At 41.7% G+C, this 25,913-nt stretch carries 21 protein-coding genes; 9 read left to right on the top strand and 12 right to left on the bottom strand.

The window, feature by feature from the left end:
- Nucleotides 1-37: 37 nt before the first annotated feature.
- From PSF67_RS18260 to PSF67_RS18245, 4 genes are all read right to left on the bottom strand, one after another.
- Nucleotides 38-685 (bottom strand): 3-keto-L-gulonate-6-phosphate decarboxylase UlaD, encoded by a 648-nt coding sequence (locus PSF67_RS18260; RefSeq protein WP_102137519.1) that lies wholly within the window; start codon nucleotides 683-685, stop codon nucleotides 38-40.
- Complete coding sequence (locus tag PSF67_RS18255) at nucleotides 682-1,512, bottom strand: Cof-type HAD-IIB family hydrolase (RefSeq protein ID WP_102137520.1); 831 nt, start codon at nucleotides 1,510-1,512, stop codon at nucleotides 682-684. Before PSF67_RS18255 ends, PSF67_RS18260 begins: the two co-directional genes overlap by 4 nt.
- A gap of 48 nt (nucleotides 1,513-1,560) precedes the next feature.
- Nucleotides 1,561-2,028 carry a PTS sugar transporter subunit IIA gene (locus tag PSF67_RS18250; protein WP_166267610.1) on the bottom strand — a complete coding sequence of 156 codons (468 nt, stop codon included), beginning with the start codon at nucleotides 2,026-2,028 and terminating at the stop codon, nucleotides 1,561-1,563.
- A gap of 72 nt (nucleotides 2,029-2,100) precedes the next feature.
- Nucleotides 2,101-3,855, bottom strand: a complete 1,755-nt coding sequence (locus tag PSF67_RS18245) for a PTS ascorbate-specific subunit IIBC (RefSeq protein ID WP_102137522.1) — start codon at nucleotides 3,853-3,855, stop codon at nucleotides 2,101-2,103.
- Between the two features lie 403 nt (nucleotides 3,856-4,258).
- On the opposite strand from PSF67_RS18245, the gene ulaR reads away from it, so the two are divergent.
- A complete protein-coding gene (ulaR, locus tag PSF67_RS18240) occupies nucleotides 4,259-5,014 on the top strand; it encodes an HTH-type transcriptional regulator UlaR (protein WP_102137523.1) in 756 nt (251 codons plus the stop codon).
- A gap of 113 nt (nucleotides 5,015-5,127) precedes the next feature.
- The gene (ulaG, locus tag PSF67_RS18235) at nucleotides 5,128-6,195 is read left to right on the top strand and encodes an L-ascorbate 6-phosphate lactonase (RefSeq protein WP_102137524.1); all 1,068 of its coding nucleotides are present in this window, start codon (nucleotides 5,128-5,130) and stop codon (nucleotides 6,193-6,195) included.
- Between the two features lie 111 nt (nucleotides 6,196-6,306).
- Here the strand turns inward: ulaG and fbpC are convergent, their stop codons facing one another.
- The 6 genes from fbpC to PSF67_RS18205 form a co-directional block, all read right to left on the bottom strand.
- Nucleotides 6,307-7,356 (bottom strand): ferric ABC transporter ATP-binding protein, encoded by a 1,050-nt coding sequence (fbpC, locus tag PSF67_RS18230; protein WP_206276247.1) that lies wholly within the window; start codon nucleotides 7,354-7,356, stop codon nucleotides 6,307-6,309.
- Between the two features lie 16 nt (nucleotides 7,357-7,372).
- Nucleotides 7,373-9,451: an ABC transporter permease gene (locus PSF67_RS18225; RefSeq protein ID WP_210847948.1), complete on the bottom strand. Its 2,079-nt coding sequence runs from the start codon at nucleotides 9,449-9,451 to the stop codon at nucleotides 7,373-7,375.
- 204 nt (nucleotides 9,452-9,655) lie between these two features.
- Nucleotides 9,656-10,687 (bottom strand): ABC transporter substrate-binding protein, encoded by a 1,032-nt coding sequence (locus tag PSF67_RS18220; RefSeq protein WP_272677425.1) that lies wholly within the window; start codon nucleotides 10,685-10,687, stop codon nucleotides 9,656-9,658.
- Between the two features lie 14 nt (nucleotides 10,688-10,701).
- Nucleotides 10,702-12,027, bottom strand: coding sequence for an MFS transporter family glucose-6-phosphate receptor UhpC (uhpC, locus tag PSF67_RS18215; protein ID WP_102137527.1), 1,326 nt, complete (start codon nucleotides 12,025-12,027; stop codon nucleotides 10,702-10,704).
- A 106-nt stretch (nucleotides 12,028-12,133) separates the two neighbouring features.
- On the bottom strand, nucleotides 12,134-13,660 hold the full coding sequence (locus PSF67_RS18210; RefSeq protein WP_102137528.1) for an MASE1 domain-containing sensor histidine kinase: 1,527 nt from the start codon (nucleotides 13,658-13,660) through the stop codon (nucleotides 12,134-12,136).
- Between the two features lie 7 nt (nucleotides 13,661-13,667).
- Nucleotides 13,668-14,294: a response regulator transcription factor gene (locus PSF67_RS18205; RefSeq protein WP_272677424.1), complete on the bottom strand. Its 627-nt coding sequence runs from the start codon at nucleotides 14,292-14,294 to the stop codon at nucleotides 13,668-13,670.
- Nucleotides 14,295-15,348: 1,054 nt separating this feature from the next.
- Between PSF67_RS18205 and PSF67_RS18200 the strand changes: the two genes are divergently transcribed.
- The 5 genes from PSF67_RS18200 to glnB all read left to right on the top strand — a co-directional run bounded on the left by PSF67_RS18200 (nucleotide 15,349) and on the right by glnB (nucleotide 21,017).
- The gene (locus PSF67_RS18200; RefSeq protein ID WP_272677423.1) at nucleotides 15,349-16,788 is read left to right on the top strand and encodes a sensor histidine kinase; all 1,440 of its coding nucleotides are present in this window, start codon (nucleotides 15,349-15,351) and stop codon (nucleotides 16,786-16,788) included.
- The gene (qseG, locus tag PSF67_RS18195) at nucleotides 16,788-17,618 is read left to right on the top strand and encodes a two-component system QseEF-associated lipoprotein QseG (protein ID WP_102137531.1); all 831 of its coding nucleotides are present in this window, start codon (nucleotides 16,788-16,790) and stop codon (nucleotides 17,616-17,618) included. The genes PSF67_RS18200 and qseG overlap by 1 nt, the downstream gene beginning before the upstream one ends.
- Entirely contained in the window at nucleotides 17,615-18,955 is a 1,341-nt protein-coding gene (gene glrR / locus PSF67_RS18190; protein ID WP_102137532.1) for a two-component system response regulator GlrR, read from the top strand. Before qseG ends, glrR begins: the two co-directional genes overlap by 4 nt.
- Before the next feature lie 88 nt (nucleotides 18,956-19,043).
- A complete protein-coding gene (locus tag PSF67_RS18185; RefSeq protein ID WP_272677422.1) occupies nucleotides 19,044-20,666 on the top strand; it encodes an NAD+ synthase in 1,623 nt (540 codons plus the stop codon).
- 12 nt (nucleotides 20,667-20,678) lie between these two features.
- Nucleotides 20,679-21,017, top strand: a complete 339-nt coding sequence (gene glnB, locus PSF67_RS18180; RefSeq protein ID WP_004912721.1) for a nitrogen regulatory protein P-II — start codon at nucleotides 20,679-20,681, stop codon at nucleotides 21,015-21,017.
- A gap of 188 nt (nucleotides 21,018-21,205) precedes the next feature.
- Here glnB and hmpA read toward each other — a convergent pair whose 3' ends face one another.
- Nucleotides 21,206-22,405, bottom strand: a complete 1,200-nt coding sequence (gene hmpA, locus PSF67_RS18175) for an NO-inducible flavohemoprotein (protein WP_206276251.1) — start codon at nucleotides 22,403-22,405, stop codon at nucleotides 21,206-21,208.
- Between the two features lie 462 nt (nucleotides 22,406-22,867).
- On the opposite strand from hmpA, the gene glyA reads away from it, so the two are divergent.
- Nucleotides 22,868-24,121, top strand: coding sequence for a serine hydroxymethyltransferase (gene glyA / locus PSF67_RS18170; protein ID WP_102137535.1), 1,254 nt, complete (start codon nucleotides 22,868-22,870; stop codon nucleotides 24,119-24,121).
- 81 nt (nucleotides 24,122-24,202) lie between these two features.
- Nucleotides 24,203-25,354 (top strand): 3-phenylpropionate MFS transporter, encoded by a 1,152-nt coding sequence (locus tag PSF67_RS18165; RefSeq protein ID WP_195697447.1) that lies wholly within the window; start codon nucleotides 24,203-24,205, stop codon nucleotides 25,352-25,354.
- Between the two features lie 37 nt (nucleotides 25,355-25,391).
- Here the strand turns inward: PSF67_RS18165 and PSF67_RS18160 are convergent.
- On the bottom strand, nucleotides 25,392-25,913 hold a 522-nt coding region (locus PSF67_RS18160; protein WP_272677420.1), incomplete at its 5' end, for a fimbrial biogenesis chaperone.

The following is a 25,913-nucleotide window of genomic DNA, read 5'->3' as shown; positions in this document are numbered from 1 at the left end:
TGTATTCGAGCGAATATAGCAGTTTAATTAAAGCTCATTATTTCCAAAAACGGTCAATTTGTTCCCTTAATGCTTCCGCCGTTTTTTTGCCTTTTTCGCCAACTAATGCACGGCCAGCAATAAAGGCTTTTGCTTTGATACCGTTAAATAGATGAAGGTCTTCAGGGACTATTCCGCCTGTAATCGAGAGTTCTAACCCTAAATCAGACAGTTTACGCATTTTTTCGATATCTTCATTTGTCCAGCCAATACCAGCAAGTTCGGCATCGCGGGAACGATGGTAAATTGCTTGCGTAATACCAAGTTCGACCCAATTTTTGGCATCTTCAAATGTCCAATTACCATAGATTTCAATTTGGATCTCACGATTAAACTCATCGGCAACTTTTTTACAGGCAGCAATAGTGGCAATATGCGCTGCGGCTGAAACCGTGATCCAGTCTGCTCCCGCTTCAAATGCCATTCTCGATAAAATGGCTCCCCCGTCGGTGGTTTTCATATCGCAAACCAGAATGTGGTTGGGGTACTTTTGACGTAAAGTCGAGACCGCATTCATGCCATCAGCGAAAGCCAAAATGGTACCCACTTCAATAATATCAACAAAAGTGTGTACATTTTCAGCCACTTCGAGAGCAGCGGGTAAGTTGGTTTGGTCTAAAGCAATTTGGATCAAAGGCTTTGTCATTGTGATTGTCCTAAAATATTTTCATGTATTAGACGCGCAAGGCCATCACCATTGTTATCTGTCGCACAAACAAAATCCGCGTGGGACTTCACGGTGTCATCGGCATTTTTCATTGCAACTCCTAAGCCTGCTAGCTCAATCATGGAGATATCGTTGTGATTATCACCAACAGCAATAACTTGGTTTGAGTCATAACCCAGAGAGTTAAGATACTCAGCTAAACGCGTTCCTTTGTTATTGCCTTTAGCAGCAAAATCGAAACGGTTTGACCATGATTTTTCTGCATTAAAAGTTTGTTTTATCCAAGGCAAGTTTAAGAAACGCGCTAACGTAGCGGGTTCACCTTCGACGACAAATTTCCAAATATAGTCAGCGTGCTGGACTTGTTCTTCAAATGAATCAATGCGATAAATTTTTGGCGGATGTGCCATGGTTGGGTTGTTAGCCCATTGCTCCATCGCGCTCATGTAATCGATAGGGTCGATTTTTGAATACACCATGGCGTCGGTGATATACATCACCATTTTTAGTTTGTCCTGTTGCGCTAATTCAATAAAAGTAAGCGCATTCTCTTTGGTGAGAGCATTGTGTGTGAGAACTTTTTCATTTTGGTAATCATAGATATAAGTACCATTGCAACAAATAATTGGCGTGGTTAAACCAAGCTCATCATAATAGGGACGGGCTGCGGTGTGGTGGCGCCCTGTGACTATCATGACATGGCATTGCTTTGCTGCGTTGTTAATAGCTTGTTTGACAGCGGGATGGATAGTGTGTTCTTGGGTTAAAACTGTGCCATCTAAGTCAAGCGCTAATACGTTATACATAGTTGATTACCTCTATCGCTAATTAATGATTCTTTTATTATCATTAAATTAGCATAATGCTTGATCAATAACCTGATAAACATCATCAATGGTGCGGCAGCGACGTAATTTATCAAGGTCGACACCGGTTTCGCTGTCTTCATCATCGAGGACGCGAGTCACCTCCATCAAGCCCTCCATATGTTCATCGGATGAACTGCCTGCTAAAGTGATCAGCACATCAACCGGTTCATCTTCACCCTCAAAAATAATCGGTTTTTTCAGTGTGACTAAAGCAAAGGCGGTTTTTAGCACACCATCTTCAGGTCTAGCATGGGGCAGGGCCAAGCTAGGCGCGATGCAAATATAAGGTCCGAGTTTTTCGACGCTGCTGATGATTGCCTCATGATAACTGGGTTTTATTGCACCTGAAGCGATGAGCAGGTCTGTACCTATCTTAATGGCATCACGCCAGTTATCAGCGGATGCTTGAAGCTGTATCGAATTATTGTCGATTAGTGATTGTTTAAATCCCATCATTGCGTTCCTATTTTTTAATGTTAAGGAAATCGATACCGCCATGAGCGATATCTATTCCTATGACTTAGGCTATTTATTTACGATAAAATTGGTATGTATGATATCGAGTAGTTCATCACCGAATGAGTTGGGGTTGAGCATATTTTGTACGCCAAGCACAAATTTTCCATCACCGGGATCCATCTCTGAGCTTAAATGCTTAGAAGAGACAATAATGTCTGTCGCTGTTAATTTCGATTTATAGTCAGATACTGCGCAGGAATCCATGATGTGTGGGATCCCCTTTTTCTCAAGATACTGGCCAATTTTCATTTTCATCATCATGGACGAGCCTTGCCCATTACCACAAACGGCTAAGATACGTACAGGTTTAGCTCCACTATGTTCAATAGGCGCTGATTCGGCTTCTTCACTAATACTAACGACGGGTTCGCTTGTACTCTGTGCATCTTCTTCGGCACGCAATTTCTTTGCCGCAAAATACATATAGACAACGGCTAAGGCGACAATGACAAAGAAGAACATTTTAGTGAACGACAAACCTTGCATAATGACAGGGAAGGCGAGTGCCCAGTCGGCCATGCCCATCCAACCACTGAATTCAGTTCCGTGGTTGTTAATTAAGCTGATTGCCCAAGCTGAACCCAATACTTCGATGATGCCCATCACGAAACACACTTTCATGACCGCTTTCCAGCCGCCAAAATGGTTTGCAAAGATACCAATAGTGGCATTGGAGAAAAACATTGGGATAAAACCAGGGATAATCATAATTGGCGAATTAAATGCCAACATACCCAGAACGGCAACAAATTGCCCGATAGCACCCCACATAAAACCAAATACCATAGCATTAGGGGAGAATGCATAGATTGCCGCACAATCGATGGCGAGCACTGCATTAGGAATGACACGCTCGGAAATCCCTTTAAAGGCCTCAGAAAGCTCGGCAACAAACATTCGCACGCCAGTGACAATGATTTGGATAGCGACGGCAAATTTTAGGCCGGTTTCAATAATATAAATGGTCCAGTGGGTGGTTCCTGCCATGGTTTGTAGGTTGGGGATACCAAAGGAAATTAAGATCACACCAAAGAATAAGGTCATTACAATGGCAGTGGCGGAGATACTGTCGTGGAAGATATGCAGCCATTTGGGCAGTTTTAAATTATCAACACTGTCATTTTTATCGCCCAATTTCGGGGAAACTTTGGTTGCTATCCATGAAGCAAACTGTTGTTGGTGGCCGATAGAAAAACCTGCACCACCCGTAACTTCTTGTGTTGGCTTGAACATAATATTGGAGGAAATACCCCAATACAGCGCCATTAAAACCGAGGAGTATAAAATGGTTTCCCACATGCTTGAGCCGAGAACAAAATAGAAAACTGCGATCAAGCCAGCTTGTTGAAACATAATATGCCCCGTCAACATAATGGTACGAATACCCGTCACGCGGCGAAAAAGGACTAAAAGAATGTTAAGGGCGAGGGCTAATAAGACGGTATAGCCCACCCAAGAGTAGTTATCCCCCATCGCTTCCATCGTGGCCATCATGGAAGTGTAAGGGTCAATAACTGAGCCTGTCAGTCCGTGGTATTCAGACATTTTTTCTATGACGGGTTTAAAGCTGGAAACTAAGGTACTAGCACCCACGCCAACTAGCATAAACCCAACAATTGTTTTGATTGTACCCTTGAGGATCGTCGTACCATCGCGCTTTAATAGCCAATAACCAATAAATGTGACTAAGCCTAATAATAGAGGCGCTTTTGTCATTACTTGGCTGTAAAAAATATAGAAAGCGTCGTATAAAAAATCCATATTTTTACCTCTAATCAAATTGTATTTGTAATTTATCTGGGTCAGAGATGATTCATATTGATCGTATCTGGTGTTATTGCGATATAATCATTTAAAGCGGTCAAACAGTCTCGCAAAAATCAAAGGTGATCATATGTAATCACGAATTGCTCTTTTATGATTGTTTGCATTTGTCTGTTTTTTTACCAGTAAAAAAATGAATAAATGGCGACTTGATCACGTAAAATTTAAATTATCAATATATATCAATATGTTAATTTTTACTTATGTCAAATGTTGTATTTTTGCATGAGCAAAGGTTGACAACATTAGATGAGATAAATAGAATCAAAACTAATCACAGATAATCATTTTGAATCATTTGTCATCATGGTGGTGATTATTAACAAATAAGGCGATGATTATGAATGAAGTGCAAAGACACAATGAAATATTGTCGTTATTGGAATCACATCGAGTGATCAATGTTTCTCATATAACCGAACAATTTAGTGTGTCTCCTGCAACTGCTCGTCGTGATATTTCAAAGTTAGATGGGCAAGGTAAATTACGAAAAGTCCGTAATGGTGCTGAACGCATTGAAAATAAAAAGCGTAAGTGGTCACCGTTAAACATCAATAGCACTGAGCACTATGAAGAAAAATCAGAAATCGCGATTAAAGCCGCGGAGCTGTGTCTTCCTGGGGAAAGTGCTGTCATTAACTGTGGTTCAACAGCTTTTATGTTAGGACAGCAATTGTGCGGGAAAAACGTACAAATTGTGACTAATTATTTTCCATTAGCGAGCTATTTGATTGACCAAGACCATGATGACGTTATTTTAATCGGTGGGCAGTATAATAAGGCTCAGAATATCTTTCTAAACCCCGCATTGAACACGTTAATGGGTTACGCAGGTAACTGGATGTTCACTTCAGGTAAAGGATTAACCGAAGCTGGCTTATACAAAGCTGACATGCTAACCGCGGTAGCTGAGCAGCAAATGCTTGACCAAATTGATAAATTAGTCGTTGTTGTAGACAGTTCCAAGGTGGGTCATCGAACCGGAATGTTATTTTGCCCAGCTAAGAAGATAGATGTTCTTATCACTGGGAGGAATGCCAACTCTGAAGTTATCAAAGCGATTGCTGCACAGGGCACGCGAGTGATACTGGTTTAATTCCGTCGAATACCTGATTTTTTAATATAGACAAATTCAGCCGCCATGCCTTAATTTCTCGATTAAGGCATCAGGCTCCCTACATCTAAAATTCTAGAAAAGGTATTGTTACTATGAGCAAAGTAAATGAAATCACACGTGAATCTTGGATTTTAAGTACGTTTCCTGAGTGGGGAACGTGGCTAAATGAAGAAATTGAAAAAACGGTTATTGAACCCAATACCTTTTCAATGTGGTGGCTTGGGTGCACAGGAATTTGGTTAAAAAGTGAGGGAAATACCAATATTTGCATCGATTTTTGGTGTGGAACTGGGAAAAAAACGCAAAAAAATCCACTGATGAATAAACAGCATCAAATGATGCGTATGGGGGGGGTAGAAGCGCTGCAACCTAATTTACGTACTGCAATTTTTCCTCTCGACCCGTTTGCCATTAAAGAGGTTGATGCGATTTTAGCGTCTCATGACCATGCTGACCATATAGATGTCAATGTTGCTGCTGCGGTAATGCAAAACTGCGGTGACCACGTTAAATTTATTGGCCCTCAAGCCTGTGTGGATTTATGGACGAAGTGGGGCGTACCCGTAGAGCGCTGTGTGGTCGCCAAAGTGGGGGATGTGATTGATATCGGTGATATGAAAATCCGTGTATTAGATTCATTCGACCGTACTGCGTTAGTGACATTGCCACAGGGCGTTTCTTCCTATGATAAGCAAATTTTAGATGGTATGGATTCACGTGCAGTGAATTACCTGATTGAAACGACAGGTGGCTCGATTTACCATTCAGGCGATTCACATTATTCAAACTATTATGCGGCTCACGGTAACCGTTATCAAATTGATGTGGCATTGCTTTCCTATGGCGAGAACCCGCGTGGTGTGACCGATAAAATGACTTCATCAGATATTTTACGTGCAGCAGAGTCATTGGATTGCGAACGTGTTATTCCATTCCACCATGATATTTGGGCGAATTTCCAAAACGACCCACGTGAAATTGAAGTTTTATGGAATATGAAAAAAGAGCGTCTTCAATATAAATTTGCGCCGTTCTTCTGGCAAGTAGGTGGAAAATACACTTATCCAACGGATAAAGACCGTATGCATTATCAACATTTCCGCGGTTTTAACGATATATTTAAAAATGAACCTGAATTGCCATATAAAGCATTTTTGTAATTAATTGGTTTGTTAAGAAAAGCAGAAGGGGAAACTCTTCTGTTTTTATTTGGGCTTAATAACGAAAAAACCGCCACGATGAAGTGACGGTTTAAGCTATTACATTTGAGATTATTCTTTTTCGTTTAAGATAAACATGCCGTATGGGTGGATCTGCAAATAGAGGTTTTCCCCAACAGAAGGTTGTAATTGAGTGGCATTGATTTGCAGCAACATTGATTGACCATGCCAATCAACAGTAACCTCATATTGAGGCCCCATATAAGCAACGTGAGTCACCGTACAGCGTTGGCTATCGTCGCCTTGTAAACTCAGTGTGATGGCTTCAGGACGAACCCCCACAGTCACCGCAGTTTTATCAGTCACAAACTGTTCTGGGCGTGGTAAGCGATAATTGAAAATATCCACAGAATCCGCACTGAGTGTTGCAGGGAAAATATTCGCATCACCCATAAAGCTCGCCATAAATTTTGAGGCTGGCTGGCGGTAGAGTTCTTGCGGTGAGCCTAGCTGCATGATTTTCCCTTTATTCATCACTAAAACCATATCCGATACCGCAAAGGCCTCGCTTTGGTCATGAGTGACATATAAAGAGGTGATATTAAACTGCTGCTGTAACTCACGAATTTTTTCACGCATGCTTCGACGTAAATTTGCATCCAAGTTACTTAATGGCTCATCGAATAACAGGACTTTTGGTTTAAGGATCAATGCACGAGCCAAGGCCACGCGCTGTTGTTGGCCACCTGATATCTGGTCAACGAAACGGTCAGCAAAACCGGCTAAATCCACTAATTCTAATGCTTCCTCAACCCGTTTTTTAATTTCAGCTTTGGATAATCCTAACATTTTCAAGCCGTAACCGACGTTGTCACCCAAGGACATATGCGGAAACAGGGCGTAGGATTGGAAAACCATACAGATATCGCGTTGTTGAATGGAACGGTCTGTCACATCTTCACCGTCAATAAACATACGGCCTTCAGAGGGTTTCTCTAAGCCAGCCACTAAGCGTAATACGGTAGTTTTACCGCAGCCTGATGGGCCGAGTAGGGTCACCATGCTACCTTGCGGAATTGAAAGACTTAAATCATCGATGACGGTATTGTTGCCAAAGCGTTTAGTCACATTTTTTAGTTCAACAAAATGATGTTGTGTCATGTCAGTTACTCCATGATTACTGTGCATTTTTGGCTTTGGAACGTGAAACACGGGCTTCGCCAATCAAATAGTCAAATAAGAAAATAATTGCCAACATTACGACAATCAGGATTGAGCCGTAGGCAATGGCAACGCCATATTCACCGTCTTCGACACGGTTCAATATATAGGCCGTTGCGACGCGCGTATCTGGGGTAACCAAGAACACAATCGCACTGACAGTAGTGATCGCGCGGACAAAGCTATAAATCAACGCGGAGAGAATGGCTGGGCGCAACAGTGGCAACAGGATAAAGAAGATGGTGCGCATTGAACCCGCTCGTAAGCTGAGTGATGCTTCATCCAATGATTTATCAATTTGGCCTAAACCTGCGATACCGGCACGGATCCCCACAGGGACGTTACGCATGGTCATTGAAATAATTACGATGGCAGCCGTTCCTGTTAAATAAAACGGTGAGTCGTTAAAGGCTAAAATGTATGACACACCTGCCACGGTACCCGGTACCGCAAAGCACAGCATCGTCGTGAATTCGATGGTCTTTTTACCACGGAAGTCTTGGCGAACCACGATATAGGCAATCAGTAAACCAAGGATCGCGGTAATAGGTGCGGCAATACCTGCGTACAGAAGGGTATCCAACAATGACGGCCATGCCCCATCACTCATGCCTTGACCAAATAATTTAATAAAGTTATCAAAGGTTAAGGTGTAATCAACTCCCCAGTTAACAGTGAAACTGCCGTAGAAAATACTGCCGTATAACAAGACGTTAAATGCAACCCAAATGGCTAAGAAAGTTGTTACGGTGGCAATTAACGATGTCGGTAATGGTTGAACATCACCACGGTAAGATTTCCCTGACACAGTGACATAGGAGCGCTTGCCTATCCACATATACTGAACGCAGAATACTAATAGTGAGAACACCAATAGTGACGCACCTAAGGTACTGGCGGCTTGATAGTCCAGCTGTGACCCGGTGATATAGAAGTAAATTTGTGTTGCGAGTACGTCGAAGTTTCCGCCTAAAACTAATGGGTTACTAAAGTCAGCCAATGATTGCACGATAACGATTAAAAATGCGTTTGCCAAAGCAGGTTTCAGTAATGGCATAAATACATTAAAGAAAGTTTGGTAACGGTTGGCTCGTAAAGTATAAGACGCTTCTTCTAAAGATGGGTGAATGGTTTTAATCGCACCATCTAAGATCATGAATGACATTGGCGTGAAGGCGAGAACTTGCGCTAACCAAATCCCTGTAAAGCCATACAGCCAGTTGGTATTTTCAAGGCCCATATAGGTCGCAAGGAATTCAGTAATATACCCTGAGCGTCCCATCATCAAGGTAACTCCGAGACCGACGACAAATGGTGGAGTGACGATAGGCAAAATAGAAAAAACACGGCCAATAATGGCAGAGCGTTTAGCAATACGCGTGGTATAAATGGCTAAAATTAAGCCAAAGAAGGTACAGCCAGCTCCTACTGCTAACGATAAAAATACTGAGTTAATAATAACTTGGACAATATGAGATTGTGTCAAAATTGCCACAAAGGCGAATGGCGCAAAGTCGCCATTTCCATCCGTAAACATTGGGATAAAAATGGCAACACTTGGGAACACAATAAATAGTGTTATCAACGCAACAACGGTGATCAGCGAGCCAATAACAAACTGGTCTCCACCGAGCCATTCAAGGCGGGTTAACGCCAATGTCATCACCATTCCCAAGGCGATAAATAGCACAATAGCGGAGTAACCTAACCCTTTCCCTTCAAAGTAGGAGGTTAAGATCACCACCGCAGCGGTGACAACAGCCACGCCAATATCGAAATAATGGCGTGTTTTGTGATAACGGTCCGCTGGTGTTAACGGGCGAATAAATAAAATGGAAGGTAATAAATACCAAAGCCAGCTAATGTTTAGGCTACTCCAACCGTAAGCCGCTATGATTTCGTCTTGTGTTGAGTCAAGAACGCCATAATCTAGGCTCCAAGAAGGTAGTAATGCGAAACCTAGCCAAGCAATCAGCAGCCAAAAAAAGATGCTATCTTTTTTGGTTGGGGTCGATAAGGTTAGGGTTTGAGACATAGTTCCCCCTAAGCTCGTCATATTTTGCATTGTCACGGTGTTGGCTTATTTCGCTAACCCTAGTCACATACTTTTGTATGTTCTTAGGGATAACGTCACTTGCCGCCTAGTGACAACGCTCATAACTCGAAGCTTAATTAAATTAATTTTTTATTTTAGTTTAGTAAGTGCTCAAGTGCGGCGTGCGAACGCCGCACTTAACAACTATTTGCTCATTTTGACTTCGGTGACCCATTTGTTGATAAGGTTTTTACGGACGTCAGCATCGCCGTATTTATCCATATCGTAATTAATTAGGTTCAACTCATTGAGTTTCAATGAGATAGGTGAGGATTCAGCCGTCGTATTGGTCAGGATTTGATAAGATTTCCCTTCTTTCCAGCTCAGCTCTTGAGCTTCTTTCGATAAGACGAAATCGACAAACAGTTTCGCGTTGTCCATATTACGTGCATTTTTCAGGATACTGATCCCACCGATTTCATAGCCTGTTCCTTCACAAGGGGCGATAAGTTCTAATGGCGCACCGTTTTCCACTTCTAATGAATAATCATGTAAGAAGCCAATACCAATTGCCGACTCACCACGAGCGGCATTACGTGCCGGGGCAATACCAGACTTAGTATATTGAGAGATATTTGAGTTTAGTTTTTTCAGGTAATCAAAGGCTTGCTCATTTCCCCATAATTGGTCGAAAGTGGCTAATGCGGTATAAGCAGTTCCTGAGCTTTGTGGATCTGCAATTTGAATTTCGCCTTTATATTCAGGTTTAGTTAAATCTTTCCAGCAAGTTGGGATTGGTAAACCTTTCTCTTTTAAGCGGTCTTTATTGACACCGAAACCTAAAATACCGATGTAAACAGCGGAAGAGTAGTTGCCTTTACGTTTTGCAGGGTCTTGGAACTGCGGCATGATCTCAGACAGATTCGGCGATTTATATGGCTCAAGTAAATCCATTTCCCCAGCTTGTGAATGTGGGTCTAATGTACCGCCATACCACACGTCAGCTTGTGGGTTACGTTTTTCTGCTTCAATTTTGGCTAAAGTACTGCCAGAACCATTACGTACAAAGGTGGTTTTGACATCGTATTTCTTAGCAAAAGCTTGCGTTTCAGTTTCGCACATGGCGTTAGTGGCGCTACAGTAAACAACCAAACGGCCCGCAGCATTTGCAGTGGTAGAAATAGCCGCTAGTGATAAACCAGCAGCGATAAGCGTAGAGAGAGTTTTCAGTTTCATTTTCAGTCCTTTATTCAGGTTTTATTATCAGAGGGTGAAACAGTGCCTGCTAAATGCTCTCGTTTGCTGACATTGGCAATCAAAAGAGGCATTAGCAGTAATCCCATCAAAGCCGCGGCACTGGCTAGTAAAGAAAACATCCCTGACCAACCATAGTGTGCAATGACTTGAGAGAGTGGCCATCCAGCGATTGCAGCCCCTAAATAGGCATACAAACCCAGATAGCCCGTTACCGCTCCAGCTGCTTTTTTATGACAATATTCTGTTGCAGCTAGACCGATTAACATTTGGGGCCCAAAAACAAAAAATCCGATAGCAAAAAAACATACAGCCAATAAAGCGTAGTGATGAATTGGTGTTAACCATAAGGCGCTCACGGAGACACAAAGCCCCAATGAAAACAGTAGGATCATAGGTGCACGTTGGCCACGAAATAGGATATCAGAGCCCCAGCCCGAGCAGAGCGCACCTAATAATCCCCCTAATTCAAATAACGACAGTGTGGCATTTGCACTGAGTAAGTTAGTGCCATGCTTTTCTGTTAACCATAAATTCCCCCAATCGTTTATCGCCATGCGAATCAGATAAACCAAAATATAGGAGAAGCCTAGTAACCAAATCATTCGGTTAAAAATAATGGCATCTTTTAAAATCGTTAACATCGGCATGGGAGGGGACAAACGCTCTTGGCGTAACTCCAAAACATCTTGTCGCCATTGCCCCACGCTTGGTAGCTGTTCTTCTTGTGGTGTGCCACGTAATTGGCGGCACAGCCATAACCCAATGATGACACCAATAATCCCGGGGACAATTAACGCCATTTGCCAGCTGTACTGGGTTGCCAATAGTGCTGTTAGCAGAGGCAGTAACATTCCCCCTAGGTTGATGGAAATATTCCACAGCCCCCACCAAAACCCACGCTCATTGCGTGAATACCAGTGCGTTAGAATGCGTGCGCAAGGTGGCCAACCCCAGCCTTGAAAAAAGCCATTTAGTGTCCAGACAATTAATAACGCGGGAAACGATAAACAATAGGCAAAAATAATATTCAGTAGCCCAGTCATCACTAAACCGACGCCCATAAACCAACGGTATCCGGTAATATCGTGGAAAATTCCCGATAAAAACTTAGAAATACCGTAGGTTAAATAAAAGGCAGTCGCTATCCAGCCAATATCGCTTTTATCGAGAAACAGCTCGTTTTGCATGACAGGCATCACGAAGTTAAAACTCTTTCGCGTAAGGTAAAAAGTGGCATAACCAATAATCATTGATAGCATTAAGCGGCGACGCCAAAAACGATACGTGTTATCCAGACTCAAGGTGTCTTTACCTGTCATAGGGCGGTTTCTCTTGTTAGGCAGAATGTAATCAAGTTTTTAACAAAAAGGATGAGAGAAGGTATTAGAGGACTAGGAATTATTCCTAGTTTTGCGAGGTTTTATCTCAAAATGTGGGCAAGTTAACACTTATTTGTGTTCCATTTTGGGTGGTCAGTGTCCAGTCACCGCCTAAGGCTCGAACTCTCTCCTCAATACCGCGCAAACCAAAGCCACTCGTGCGTTTGCTAAATGGAATACCAACGCCATTATCATCAACAACTAGCTGGATCGAGTCACCTATTTGCTTAAGAGATATGTGGATTTGTGTGGCTTTTGCATGTTTACTGATATTGTTTAGTAACTCTTGGACGAGACGATAAAGTGTAAACAAAACCGTTTCATTGATCGGTGTTTCTTGTAAGCCATAATGAAATTGGCACTGGATATTATTTTGTGGGAAAGAAAATTCAGCAATTAAGTGCTTAAGTGCATTTTCAAGGGACATTTCATCTAATACGGGAGGGCGCAATTGGCGTAACATTTGCCGCGTAGATTGGTGAATTTGCTGGGCTAATTCATTTATTTGGCTTGCAGCTTGGTGGCTGATATCATCTGGCGCCGTTTTTTTCACTAGCATCGACTGAATTTGGATGGCAGTAATATTTTGCCCAATCTCATCATGCAGCTCACGGGCAATCGCTTTTTTGATATCCTCCTCTGTGTGCACGAGCTGCCGCATTAAGTCGCGGCGTGCTTTTAACTCCTCTTCTAGGCGTTGGCGATAACGCTGTAAATTACTGGCTAATTGTTTCTGCCGGCTAATTGCTATCCCAAGCCCAATGCCAATTAAGGCCTGGGTGCTGAGAAACATTTCTAACTCTTCTAAATCGGCAAATGCCCCGTGAAATTGCCGTGCAAAAGTAATAATTAAACTGCCTAATAATGCAGAAAGTACGCCACCTTGCCAGCCATAGCGGTAGGCCATAAAAACGTTAGGAATAAATACCAGAAGGACAATTAACCGTTCGATTTCGGGGGCGAAAAAAACTTGGACACTGAGCCCGACAACACAAAATAGAAAACACCAAACAATTAAGGATGTGCGCAATTGTTTATCTGGCGTTCCATAATCCAGTAACATCTGGTAGTGCTGTTCGTGGAGATACTCATAAATAAGGTAAACAAAAGGAGAAAGGAGTATTCCCCCTGTGAATGTTGTTAGAAATAACTGGCTAATGGAATAGGGTGATAACCCACTGAATAATAAGGCATGTAATACACTATTTGCGGCAACACCTGCGAGCAATAATAATAATCGTTGCCAATATAACGTATAGCGCCACCAGATGTTTTGAATAACAAAAGCAACACCGAGACTTAATAATGGAGACAACAGCAAAACAGGTTGAAAGAGAAGTTGCTCCGATGATAACCAAAAATTCAATATTCCTTCGCTAAGCAGCAGTGTTGGCCAGTAGCGCCGCCAAAGGATAATCATCAATGCTAGGCGCAAGCCTTGTGGAAGAAACAACGTTGCCTGAAAACTGTTTTGACTTAAATAAAAGCCGATGATCCACAACCCAATCCATAACAGGGAATAGGTAAAAAATAAAAAGATGGATTGCAGCGTTAACCGTAAGCTTTTATTCATGCCTGAATTACCTTGAAATTAGGTTATGTTCTAACGCGTAATGAACAAGGTCGATGGTATTTTCACATTGTAGTTTGCCTAAAATATTTGCGCGGTGCACATGCACAGTTTTATGGCTTAGTTCAAGTTGCTCTGCGATCACTTTTACACTCAAGCCAGCCACTAATAAATCAAACACTTCCCGTTCTCGGGGCGTCAGTTCTTGTAGGCTTTTTTGCTGTTGTGGTGAATGGCGTAGCGCTCGCATAGCATCAGAGCATAGGTAGCAACCGCCTTGGTGTACAGAGCGAACCGCTTGGACTAGCTCTTCAGGGCCACAACGTTTTGTTAAGTAAGCACTGGCACCTGCATCCAATGCGCTTTGTACAAAGGCTGGGGTATCATAAATGCTCAAGATAATAGTGCGAAAATCAGGCTTTTTTTGGCGTAACCGTGATAAAAGTTGTAAACCGTTTTCATCTGGCATCGAAATATCCATGATGGCAACATCAATATCTAAATTAAGCAAATTAAGCCAAGCCTCTTGAGCATTGGCATATTGCCCGACAACCGAAATATCAGGTTCAAGTGTCAAAAGTTGTGCGAAACCAGAACGCACAACGATGTGGTCATCAACTAACGCGATTTTTATCATATTTTTTATCAATTTGATGAGTAGGGTATTGGGAAATCTTATATCAATATAGGAAAAGATAAGCTAGAAGCAGAATGTAAAATTCTGCTGTTCATCCATAATGACGAGCAATTTTTTTATTGGGGTAAAATTTTCACGCAAACTTATTTATATTGAATAATAAATAACCAAAAAACAAGGTGTATAAAAATAGCGACAAACCCCTCATAGGAGTGTCTCCAAAAGGAGACATTTATCTTATTGATAAATATAGACTTATAAGATTGGTGTTTAGGGTGTCTTAAATTAGCGACAATACTGAGAAAGAGATAAACCGTTTCAGTGTATCCAGAATCACTGAATAGACTGTAAAAAATAAATTGTCTTATTTTTTAATATTTTAAAAAATAAATTGAAAAGTTGGCACGGCATGTGCATAATAATATTCAGTTGCTCATTCAACTTCTTATGTAGGTCCAAAATTAGTTGGGTACATACCACATAAACCAAGAATGACGCCAAAGTAAGGTGCCTACCGTCCAACAGCACAGATATTCGCCTTAGGGCCTTATCAAACACAGGGCGACACGTGGAGTGAGGCACCACCTATATAATTATCTTTAATGTAAAGACATAATTATATAAAAGCAGTAACCATCAGAGTAGTTGTTATCGCTGGCGGGGTAAAGGTGAGTCCTTTACTCCGCCTTCCTGTTTTATGCCCATCATAATGCCCGTCATACTTCGAACCGCAGCGTTGTTACCTGCGTTCAGCTACTCTAGTCACATACTTTTGTATGCTTCATAGAGATATCTTCTCTTGTCGCCTAGCTGCAATCCGAATTATTTAGGGCATAGCTGAAGATATTTTAGGCGAGTCAGATATTAAACAATTCGCTTTATAGAATATACCTACCTGAAAACTATTGTCTTTTACCAATTAACTTGGCACGTTCATTGCTATTTCACTCTTATACTTAGTCTGATTTTAACGCTATGGGACACAGAATTTGGATTGTGCTTTTCGCATTACAGGGAGTTCTGCTACCATTGCAATACGTTTAATGGGTATGAGATGAATGTATTGAGTAAATGGCGTTTTTTCCCTCGCTCCTTGCGTCAACTAGTTGTGATGGCATTTTGGCTTGTACTGCTTCCTTTATTAGTATTAGCCTATCAAGCATATCAAAGCCTTGAGCAACTGAGTAACCAAGCAGCCAATATCAATAAAACCACGTTACTTGACGCACGGCGTAGTGAAGTGATGAGTAGCCTCGCATTAGAAATGGAGCGGAGCTATCGTCAATATTGTGTTTTGCAAGATGCCACATTGAAAACCCAATATCAGAAACAGTTTGCTGACTACCAGCAAATGTTTGAACGCCAGAGTACTATCTTACCCGCCTCGTCAGATACTTCCGCGTTGACTAAAACATTGGATGCGCTTAAGACGGTCACATGTGAAAACAATGAACCAACAGAAAAAATCACACGGGCTTTAGAACAATTTTCTACTGAGAATGCCTTATTAGTGCAAGAAACTCGAGATGTGATTTTTAGCCGTGGGGAACAGTTGCAAAAAGCGATTGCGAATAAAGGCCAACTATTTGGTTGGCAAAGTTTAATTTTATTCTTATTAAGCGCATTGCTAGTGGCACTATTCACTCGGATGATTATTGGCCCCGTTAAAGCTATCGAGCGAATGATTAACCGTCTCGGTACTGGGCGTACGATAGCCAATAATATTGATCGCTTTAAAGGCCCTAGGGAGCTACGGACAATCGCACAGCGCATTATTTGGTTAAGTGAACGACTCGCATGGCTTGAATCACAGCGCCACGAATTTCTCCGCCATATTTCACATGAATTAAAAACGCCTCTTGCAAGCATGCGTGAAGGGACGGAGTTACTCGCGGACGAGGTTGCTGGGCCATTAACCGTGTCTCAAAAAGAGGTTGTAGAAATTCTTGATCACAGCAGTAAGCATCTTCAGCAACTTATTGAGCAATTACTTGATTATAATCGTAAGCTTGTAGATGACCCTCCAGAAGCACAGATCGTTGATTTACAAAAACTCATTGAAGATATCGTCAAAGCACATAACTTACCTGCACGGGCTAAGAACATCAAAACAGAAGTGCGTTTAAAAGTGGATAGCTGTTTAGCTGAACCCTCACTTCTTGGGCGAGTTATTGATAATATCTATTCCAATGCGGTGCACTATGGTGGCGAATCAGGTAATATTTGGATCTCTAGTCGCCAAACAGGTAATAAGCTTCTGATTGAAGTTGCGAATACAGGAACGCCAATTCCTGAATCTGAGCAAAGCATGATTTTTGAGCCGTTCTATCAAGGCTCATTACAAAGAAAAGGTGCTGTTAAAGGAAGTGGGCTAGGGCTAAGTATTGCGCAAGATTGTATTAAACAAATGGGAGGAGAACTTTCTCTCGTTCCCAATAAATCAGCAGATGTCTGTTTTAGAATTGAACTGCCTCTAACCGCAGAGAATGAATAATGGTAAATCGGTCTACAGGTGTTTGGGCGGTACTTTACCGTAACGCATCGTTAAATAAACATAATCAAAGAGTACCTTATGTGATGAGACGTACGGGGCTCAATTTTGGGGCGGTTTTATTTTCCCTAATTTTAAGTGGTTGTGTAGTCAAGAATGGTCAGTCACCACTCGAAACTCTGGCCCAAGTCGTTGTGCCAGAAGTTAAAGTTACAGACTACCGTTATACATCATGTGAAACGATTTGGAATAATGACCAGCCAACTGCACGGGAAAATGCACTATTTTGGTTGCGAATGATGGACTGTGCTGATCGCACTGAAACCAGTCAAGCACGTGAAGACGCAAGCAAAATAGAAGTAACAAACTGGTCGAGCGCATTTCAACATAATATTTTGTTGAATTCTGCGGATCCGTCCATTGCAGAGCGCCGTAAAATGCTTGATAGCATAAATACGTATAGTTTGAATTTTCCAACAGCCGTAAGGCCATTATTACAATTATGGCGTGAGCAACAAGTGCAAATTATCAACTTGTCAGACTCAGGGGCCCGCTATAAACGCTTACAGCAAGAAATGGATAGCAAACTCGACCGTTTAAAGGAAGATAATGCTAAATTGGCTTTCGAGCTGAATACGACCTCCCGTAAGCTTGAAAATTTAACGGATATTGAACGTCAGCTTTCTTCTCGCAAAAAAAGCACGAACGAAACCGAAAAAGATGTGGAAAATGGGGGGGAAGGAGATAAACCTATTTCCTCAGAAGAGCCAAAGCCGGGTAACAGCGTATCTTCTCCAGTAGAACAAAATTCATCGGAGAATGAACAAAAATGACGAATCGCAAGTCAGCAAGTTTATTGTTAGTTGACGATGACCCAAGCCTTCTTAAACTGTTAGGTATGCGCTTGAGTAGTGAAGGTTTTAAAGTCACTACAGCAGAAAGTGGTCCAGAAGCACTAAAAATCTTACAAAAAGAAAAATTAGATTTAGTGATCAGCGATTTACGCATGGACGAAATGGACGGCATGGCGCTATTTGATGAAATTCAAAAAGCGCATCCAAATATGCCTGTCATTATATTAACGGCACATGGCTCTATCCCTGATGCAGTAGCAGCAACGCAGCGGGGCGTATTTAGTTTTTTAACTAAACCTGTCGATAAAGACGCGTTGTATAAAGCGATTGATGAGGCACTCGCGCTCTCCTCGACACCGATTAGCGATGAAGAGTGGAGCTCTGGCATTGTCACGCGTAGTCCCTTAATGATACGGCTATTAGAACAAGCACATATGGTGGCGCAATCTGATGTTAGCGTATTGATTAATGGGCAAAGTGGTACAGGTAAAGAGGTATTAGCTCAGGCTATTCATAAAGCTAGTCCTAGGGCTCGTAAGCCATTTATTGCCATTAACTGCGGTGCACTGCCTGAACAATTATTAGAGTCTGAATTATTTGGCCATGCGAAAGGGGCTTTTACCGGTGCAGTCAGTAACCGCGAAGGGTTATTCTTTGCAGCCAGTGGTGGTACGTTATTTTTAGATGAAATTGGCGATATGCCAATGCCATTGCAGGTTAAATTATTGCGGGTATTGCAAGAGCGCAAAGTTCGTCCTTTAGGCAGTAACCGCGATTTAGACATTGACGTGCGTATTTTGTCTGCAACTCACCGTAATCTTCCTAAAGCGATGGAAAAAAATGAGTTTCGTGAAGACCTCTACTATCGCCTGAATGTGGTTAATTTACGTATTCCTGCGTTAAATGAGCGTTCAGAAGATATTCCTTTATTAGCTAATCACTTATTACGTGAATCTGCATCACGACATAAACCTTTCGTACGCAGTTTTTCCAGTGATGCAATGAAATGCTTAATAACAGCAAGCTGGCCGGGTAATGTCCGCCAATTAGTGAATGTTATTGAACAGTGTGTTGCATTAACTACGTCCCCAGTTATCAGTGAAGCGTTGGTTAGCCAAGCCCTGCAAGGTGAAAATACGGCCTTGCCGACATTCGTTGAAGCACGTAATCAATTTGAATTGAATTATTTACGTAAGTTATTACAAATGACGAAGGGAAATGTCACCCAAGCAGCTCGAATGGCAGGACGAAACCGTACAGAATTTTATAAATTACTTGGCCGCCATGATTTAGAAGCCAATGATTTCAAAGAATAAATAAGAATTATTTACCACATGGTTGTTATCGATTACATTATGTGGAATAAGGCAATTCATATTCACGCTCCGGGAGAAAAAACACCTTATGAGCCGTAAGCTTAATATTTCACTAGCACAACTTAATTGGTTAGTCGGTGACATCGAAGGCAACTGCGAACGCATGTTGCAAGTTGTGAGTGAACAAGCACCAAACACAGATATTGTCATGTTTTCAGAGCTGTCTTTGACAGGCTACCCACCAGAAGATTTGATTTTTCGTGGCGATTTTGAAGATCGTTGCGTCGCACAATTAGAACGTTTACAAAAAGCAAGCTCAGAGACAGCGATTATCGTTGGTCACCCATGGTATGAAGGGGATGATATCTATAATGCATTATCATTTTTCTACCAAGGTAAACTGCACGCACGTTATTTTAAACAAGAGCTACCCAATTATGGCGTGTTTGATGAGCCTCGTTATTTTACCGCAGATGAAAAAACCTGTGTCGTTGAATTTAAAGGCTATCAGCTTGGCTTATTGATTTGTGAAGATATTTGGTATGACGAGCCGGTAGATGCAGCCAAAGGGGCTGGCGCTGAAATATTATTGACAATCAATGCATCTCCTTATGACATTAATAAAGAACATATTCGAACCGATTTATTAGTCGAACATTGTAAACGTACTCATATGCCAATTGTGTATCTCAACCAAGTGGGTGGGCAAGATGAATTGGTGTTTGATGGTGGCTCAAAAATCATTGCAAACAAAGGCAAGCAAACCTTTAAATTGGAAGAGTTTAAAGAGCAGGTTATTACAGTGCAATTTGATGAACTTGCACTGGTGAGCGATGGTAGTGTATTTATTGAAAATGACCCTGTTGCACAGGTATACCAAGCCTTAGTCATGTCAACTCGTGACTACATCAATAAAAATGGTTTTAATGGGGCTATTTTAGGGCTATCAGGGGGTATTGACTCGGGGCTGACAGTGGCTATTGCTGTTGATGCAATAGGGAAAGAGCATGTGCAAGCAGTGATGATGCCATTCCGTTATACTTCTGAAATGAGTATTCACGACGCTAAAGAACAAGCTGATTTGCTTGGTGTTGAGTTTGATATCGTATCTATCGAGCCGATGTTTGATGCATTTATGGCGCAGTTAACGCCTATGTTTGAAGGGACTGCGGTTGATACAACTGAAGAAAACTTACAAGCGCGGTGCCGAGCGGTTATTTTAATGGCGATGTCGAATAAACGCCGTCGCTTAGTGCTGACTACCAGTAATAAGAGTGAGTCAGCAGTCGGTTACTCAACGCTTTATGGTGATATGGCGGGTGGGTTTGATGTGTTAAAAGATGTGCCTAAAACCCTTGTCTTTGAGTTGGCTAAATACCGTAATACATTATCTCCTGCAATCCCACAACGTGTGATTGATAGGCCGCCATCAGCAGAACTTGCGCCAGGCCAATTAGATCAAGACAGTTTACCGCCTTATGATGTGCTAGACGCCTTATTAGAAGGTTATGTGGAAAAAGACTTGTCAGTGAATGACCTAATCAAACTTGGTTTCGATAAAGACGTAGTACGCAAAGTTGTGCGTCTTGTCGATATTAATGAATATAAACGTCGTCAGGCTCCGGTTGGGCCACGTATTACGATGCGTAATTTTGGCAAAGATCGCCGCTATCCGATCACCTCAGGTTTTGGCCGTAAAAACTGGTCATAACAGGAATTATTTATGAAAAAAATTGATGCAATTATAAAGCCATTCAAACTTGATGATGTCCGTGAAGCGTTGGCAGAAGTCGGTATTACAGGAATGACCGTAACTGAAGTGAAAGGTTTTGGTCGTCAAAAAGGGCATACTGAACTTTACCGCGGTGCAGAGTATATGGTCGACTTTTTACCTAAGGTAAAAATTGAAATTGTTGTCCCTGATGACATTGTTGAAAACTGTGTCGAAACCATTATGCAAACGGCACAAACAGGTAAAATCGGTGATGGGAAGATCTTTGTTTATGATGTCGCTCGCGTGATCCGTATTCGTACTGGTGAGCAAGACGAAGAAGCGATTTAGTCAATTTAAGTTGATATGAAAATGCGGTAACGGAAAATACACAGGAATGGGATTAGAATTGCGTATTTATTATGCGAGCCCGTTACCGCTAAATTAGAAAACTACGAACATTCCACTAGTTAACCAATTTCCTTCAGTTAATATGTTTCATAGAATGCTCTCCTAAACAGAAGAGCATTTTTTGTGCATTAATTGAGGGGCAATACCTTGTGTGGCCCAAAACATTCATAGTGAATTGCATCGGCATTGACACCCATTGCAATTAACTGCTTACCTACGTGCTGCATAAAACCAACAGGGCCACAGAAATAGAACTGCATATTCGGTTGCTCAATCCATTCACGTACCAATTCTAAATTCATTAAACCTTCATATTGGTAATCAAACCCGAGGCGATCTTCCTCTCTTGGTTGATTAAACCAAATCGCAGATTGGCTAATTTGCTGTTTTGCTAGTAGTTGTTGAATCTCGTGCCTGAAGGCATGAACTGCACCATTCTCAGCGGCATGGAACCAATTTACTTGTGCGCTGTGAGCTTGTTCCGTTAGATGATTTAACATACTTAACATTGGGGTTAAGCCAACCCCTGCCGAAATTAGCGTAACAGGCGTTGTATTATCAACATCGATAAAGAAATCCCCACATGGAGGTGCGAGATGCACGCTGTCACCTTCATTTAATTGTTGATGTAAGAAATTAGAAACGGCGCCTTGGTCTTCACGTTTTACCGCAATACGGTAGCTACGACCATTAGGGGCAGTAGTCAGTGAGTATTGGCGGATTTCTTGGTTTTCAAATCCCGGGTTGTTGACATAAATCGTGATATATTGGCCTGGGCGGTAATCAGCGACAGGTTGCCCATCGACAGGAACAAATTCAAAACTTGTGATCACATCACTTTGTGACTGTTTTTGCGCTAATTTAAATTCACGTAAGCCTTCCCAACCCCCATTTTTATCTGCATTTTCTTGGTAAATCGCAGCTTCTCTACCAATAAAAATATCGGCTAAAACACCGTAAGCTCTTCCCCATGCATCAAGCACCTCTTGGCCTGGGTTAAGGAGTTCATCAATAGCCGCGAGTAAGTTTTCCCCAACAATGGGATAGTGCTCAGGTTTAATATTTAAGCTTACATGCTTTTGGGCGATTTTTTCGACAGCTGAAATGAGAGCTTCAGGAGTTTCAATATGCACAGCATATGCGCAGATAGCATTGAAAAGGGCTTCACGTTGGTCCCCATTCATTTGGTGAGTCATGTTAAAAATATCTTTTAACTCAGGATGCTGTTTAAACATCCTATCATAAAAATGTGCGGTCAGTTTTGGCCCTGTTTCAGCAATGGCAGGAATGGTGGATTTAACAATGGCGATGGTTTGGCTATCTAGCATACAGGTGCTCCTGAATTATTTTCATGTTCTCGTTATCGTTAAGGTAAAAAGCTATTTTTTGTAATATCAAAAATATCTCTTTGTACATCAGTGAGATAATATTATTTCATCTCAGTTAACCTCTATTTTTTGAGATCCATGAAGGCGATTTATAAAGATGTATTTTAAATACAACTTATAATATTTAAGGGTTTATGTAAAGACTCAAACCGGGAAAATAGGGTGAATTTAGGCACATAATGAGAAGGGGATTACAAATCTGGAGGTTTGTCCGTCAAAAATTAAAATTTGGGCTATTTTATAATGAAGCCTTCAGAAGCAAATGAAGTGAAAAAAATTAATGCAATCGTTTGCGTATATTTTTTCTTTAGGGCTATCTCAAGAGTGAAAAAGAGTTTACACTGTGTGTCATTGCGATGAATCGATTTTCAACCTATTGAATTGCTGAGGCAGGAGAAGCGAATGTTAAAGCGTGAAATGAATATTGCTGACTACGATCCAAAATTATGGGAAGCAATGGAGCAAGAAGTACAACGTCAAGAAGAACATATTGAATTAATTGCTTCTGAAAACTATACCAGTCCACGAGTCATGCAGGCTCAAGGTTCTCAGCTAACCAATAAATATGCAGAAGGTTACCCAGGCAAACGCTACTATGGCGGTTGTGAGCATGTTGATGTGGTCGAGCAATTAGCAATTGACCGTGCAAAAGAGCTATTTGGTGCTGACTACGCAAACGTACAACCACACTCAGGTTCACAAGCTAACGCTGCAGTTTATATGGCGTTATTACAACCAGGCGACACCGTTCTGGGGATGAACCTTGCACATGGTGGCCACTTAACCCACGGTTCACCAGTTAACTTCTCTGGTAAACTGTATAACATCGTACCTTATGGTATCGATGAAAGCGGTAAAATTGACTACGACGATATCAAAGCGCAAGCGGAAAAACACAAACCAAAAATGATTATCGGTGGTTTCTCTGCGTACTCAGGTGTGGTTGATTGGGCAAAAATGCGTGAAATCGCAGACAGCATTGGTGCTTACCTGTTTGTTGATATGGCTCACGTTGCAGGTTTGATTGCTGCGGGTGTTTATCCAAACCCAGTGCCTCACGCACATGTTGTGACGACAACGACACATAAAACTTTAGCGGGTCCACGTGGTGGATTAATTTTAGCTAAAGGTGGTGACGAAGAATTATACAAAAAAATCAATTCAGCAGTGTTCCCTGGTTCTCAAGGTGGCCCTTTAATGCATGTTATTGCAGGTAAAGCGGTTGCTCTGAAAGAAGCGATGGAACCTGAGTTTAAAGTTTATCAACAGCAAGTTGCTAAGAATGCGAAGGCGATGGTCGATGTTTTCCAAAAACGTGGCTATAAAGTGGTATCTGGCGGCACTGAAAACCACTTATTCTTAGTTGATTTAGTTGATAAAGACATCACTGGTAAAGATGCAGATGCAGCACTTGGCCGTGCGAATATCACTGTTAACAAAAACAGTGTACCGAACGACCCTAAGAGCCCATTTGTAACGTCTGGTGTACGAATTGGTTCTCCTGCGATTACGCGCCGTGGCTTCAAAGAAGCAGAAGCGGGTGAGCTAGCTGGCTGGATGTGTGATATTCTAGACAACCTCAATGACGAAGCGACCATTGAGAGCGTGAAGCAAAAAGTATTAGCAATTTGCAAAAAACACCCAGTTTACGCATAACATAACGTAATATTAATTACCTAAACCCGCTTCTACATGCATGTATGAGCGGGTTTTTTGCATTGAAAAAACGGAGGAGTGATGGTCATTCCATCAACGCGTTGGCTAGCTATTGATTATTTTACCTACTTTTTTGCCTACAGTATTTTCTTACCATTTTGGTCAGTTTGGCTACAAGGTGAGGGAATTGATGCAGAAATGATTGGCGTTTTGTTAGGGGTTGGGCTAGCAGCCCGTTTCCTTGGCGCGATGTTTATTACTCCTTTAGTTAAAGAGCCCTCGAAGTTGATCACGGCTCTACGCTTACTTGCTGGGCTTTCGCTCATTTTCTCTGTTGGCTTTGCTCTGGGGTCTCACTGGGCATGGCTATTATTTGTGATGATTGGGTTTAACCTATTCTTTGCGCCGATGGTTCCACTGGGAGACTCTCTGGCGGGGGCATGGCAAAAACAATTTACCTTTGACTACGGCAAAATTCGCGTCTGGGGGTCGATAGCCTTCATTATTGGCTCCTCATTGATGGGGTATTTAGCTGGTGTTTGGGGTAATAAAGCCATCATGATGGCCTTGATAGTAAGCTGTTTAGCATTATTACTAGGCGCAATGCTGAAGCCAGCAATTATGCCAATGGGGGCGGCGAAAGCGGATGGCGGTAATAAGGTTACATTTAAACAATTGATAGCAGACAAAAACGTCGTTAGGTTTCTCATCTGTGTCACGTTACTGCAAGGGGCTCACGCGGCTTATTATGGCTTTGCTTCCCTATTTTGGAAAGAAGCTGGCTATTCAGACTTAGTGATTGGTAATTTATGGTCGCTCGGTGTCGTTGCTGAAGTCATTGTATTTATGTTAAGCCACCGTTTATTTAGGCGTTGGAGTGCTCGCAATTTACTGCTGTTATCAGCCTTTTGTGGAATTATTCGCTGGGGCTTGATGGGCGCGTTTACGGCATTACCGGTGTTAATTGTGGTGCAAATCCTGCACAGTGGTACTTTTACGGTTTGCCACTTAGCGGCAATGCGTTTTATAAGTGCAAGAAAAGAAAATGAAATTATCCCATTACAAGGTGTTTACTCTGCACTTGCAACTGGTGGTGGGTTAGCTGTACTGACTATTATTGTCGGATACATTTATGAACGAGTACCTGCTCATCATGGCGTAGTTTTTTATTTAATGGCGCTTCTTGCTGTTCCTGCATTATTTATTCGGCCTAAAGTTGCCGCTCAATCCTAAAATCACCAACCAAGCTATGAAAGGTGTTAAACCTATTTTATAGCTTGGTTTGGTATTGAATTTGTTTTCCAGTATCGTCAATATAAATTATTGTTATATTTTCTCCGTGATTAATATCAGCGGTTGAAAAGTAAGTTTGTGATGAAAATGGCTCTACCATCGAGCTTTTTGCAATAGAACGACTTTTATTATTAGCCAGATAGATATTGGCAATATTTAAAAAATAAGGGGTCGGGTTGTTGACGACAATACCGTCTTTAGCTAAATGAAATTGGATGTTTTTGATGACATTGTTTGGCTTTTCTGTGAGGTTTGTAGGGCGATAAAAAACTTTAATTCGTGTTTGAATGGCAAACTGTAGCATATTGGCACTATTTATTTGTTTTGGCTTTGGCGCAATGTCTAATACATTTAAATAAAATACAGACTCTTTATTCGTAGGGAGTTTGTCACCAATAAAACGTATTTGTAATTGAACTCCGTCATTTGCTGCGATTTTAGTGACGGGGGGCGTTACAATAAATAGTGCGTTCGTCGTTTCTGGTGTCGAGTCCGGATT

The sequence above is a fragment of the Providencia sp. PROV076 genome (assembly GCF_028483405.1).
In the GTDB taxonomy this organism is placed as follows: domain Bacteria; phylum Pseudomonadota; class Gammaproteobacteria; order Enterobacterales; family Enterobacteriaceae; genus Providencia; species Providencia huaxiensis.
This window is presented reverse-complemented; position numbering and strand designations above follow the sequence as displayed.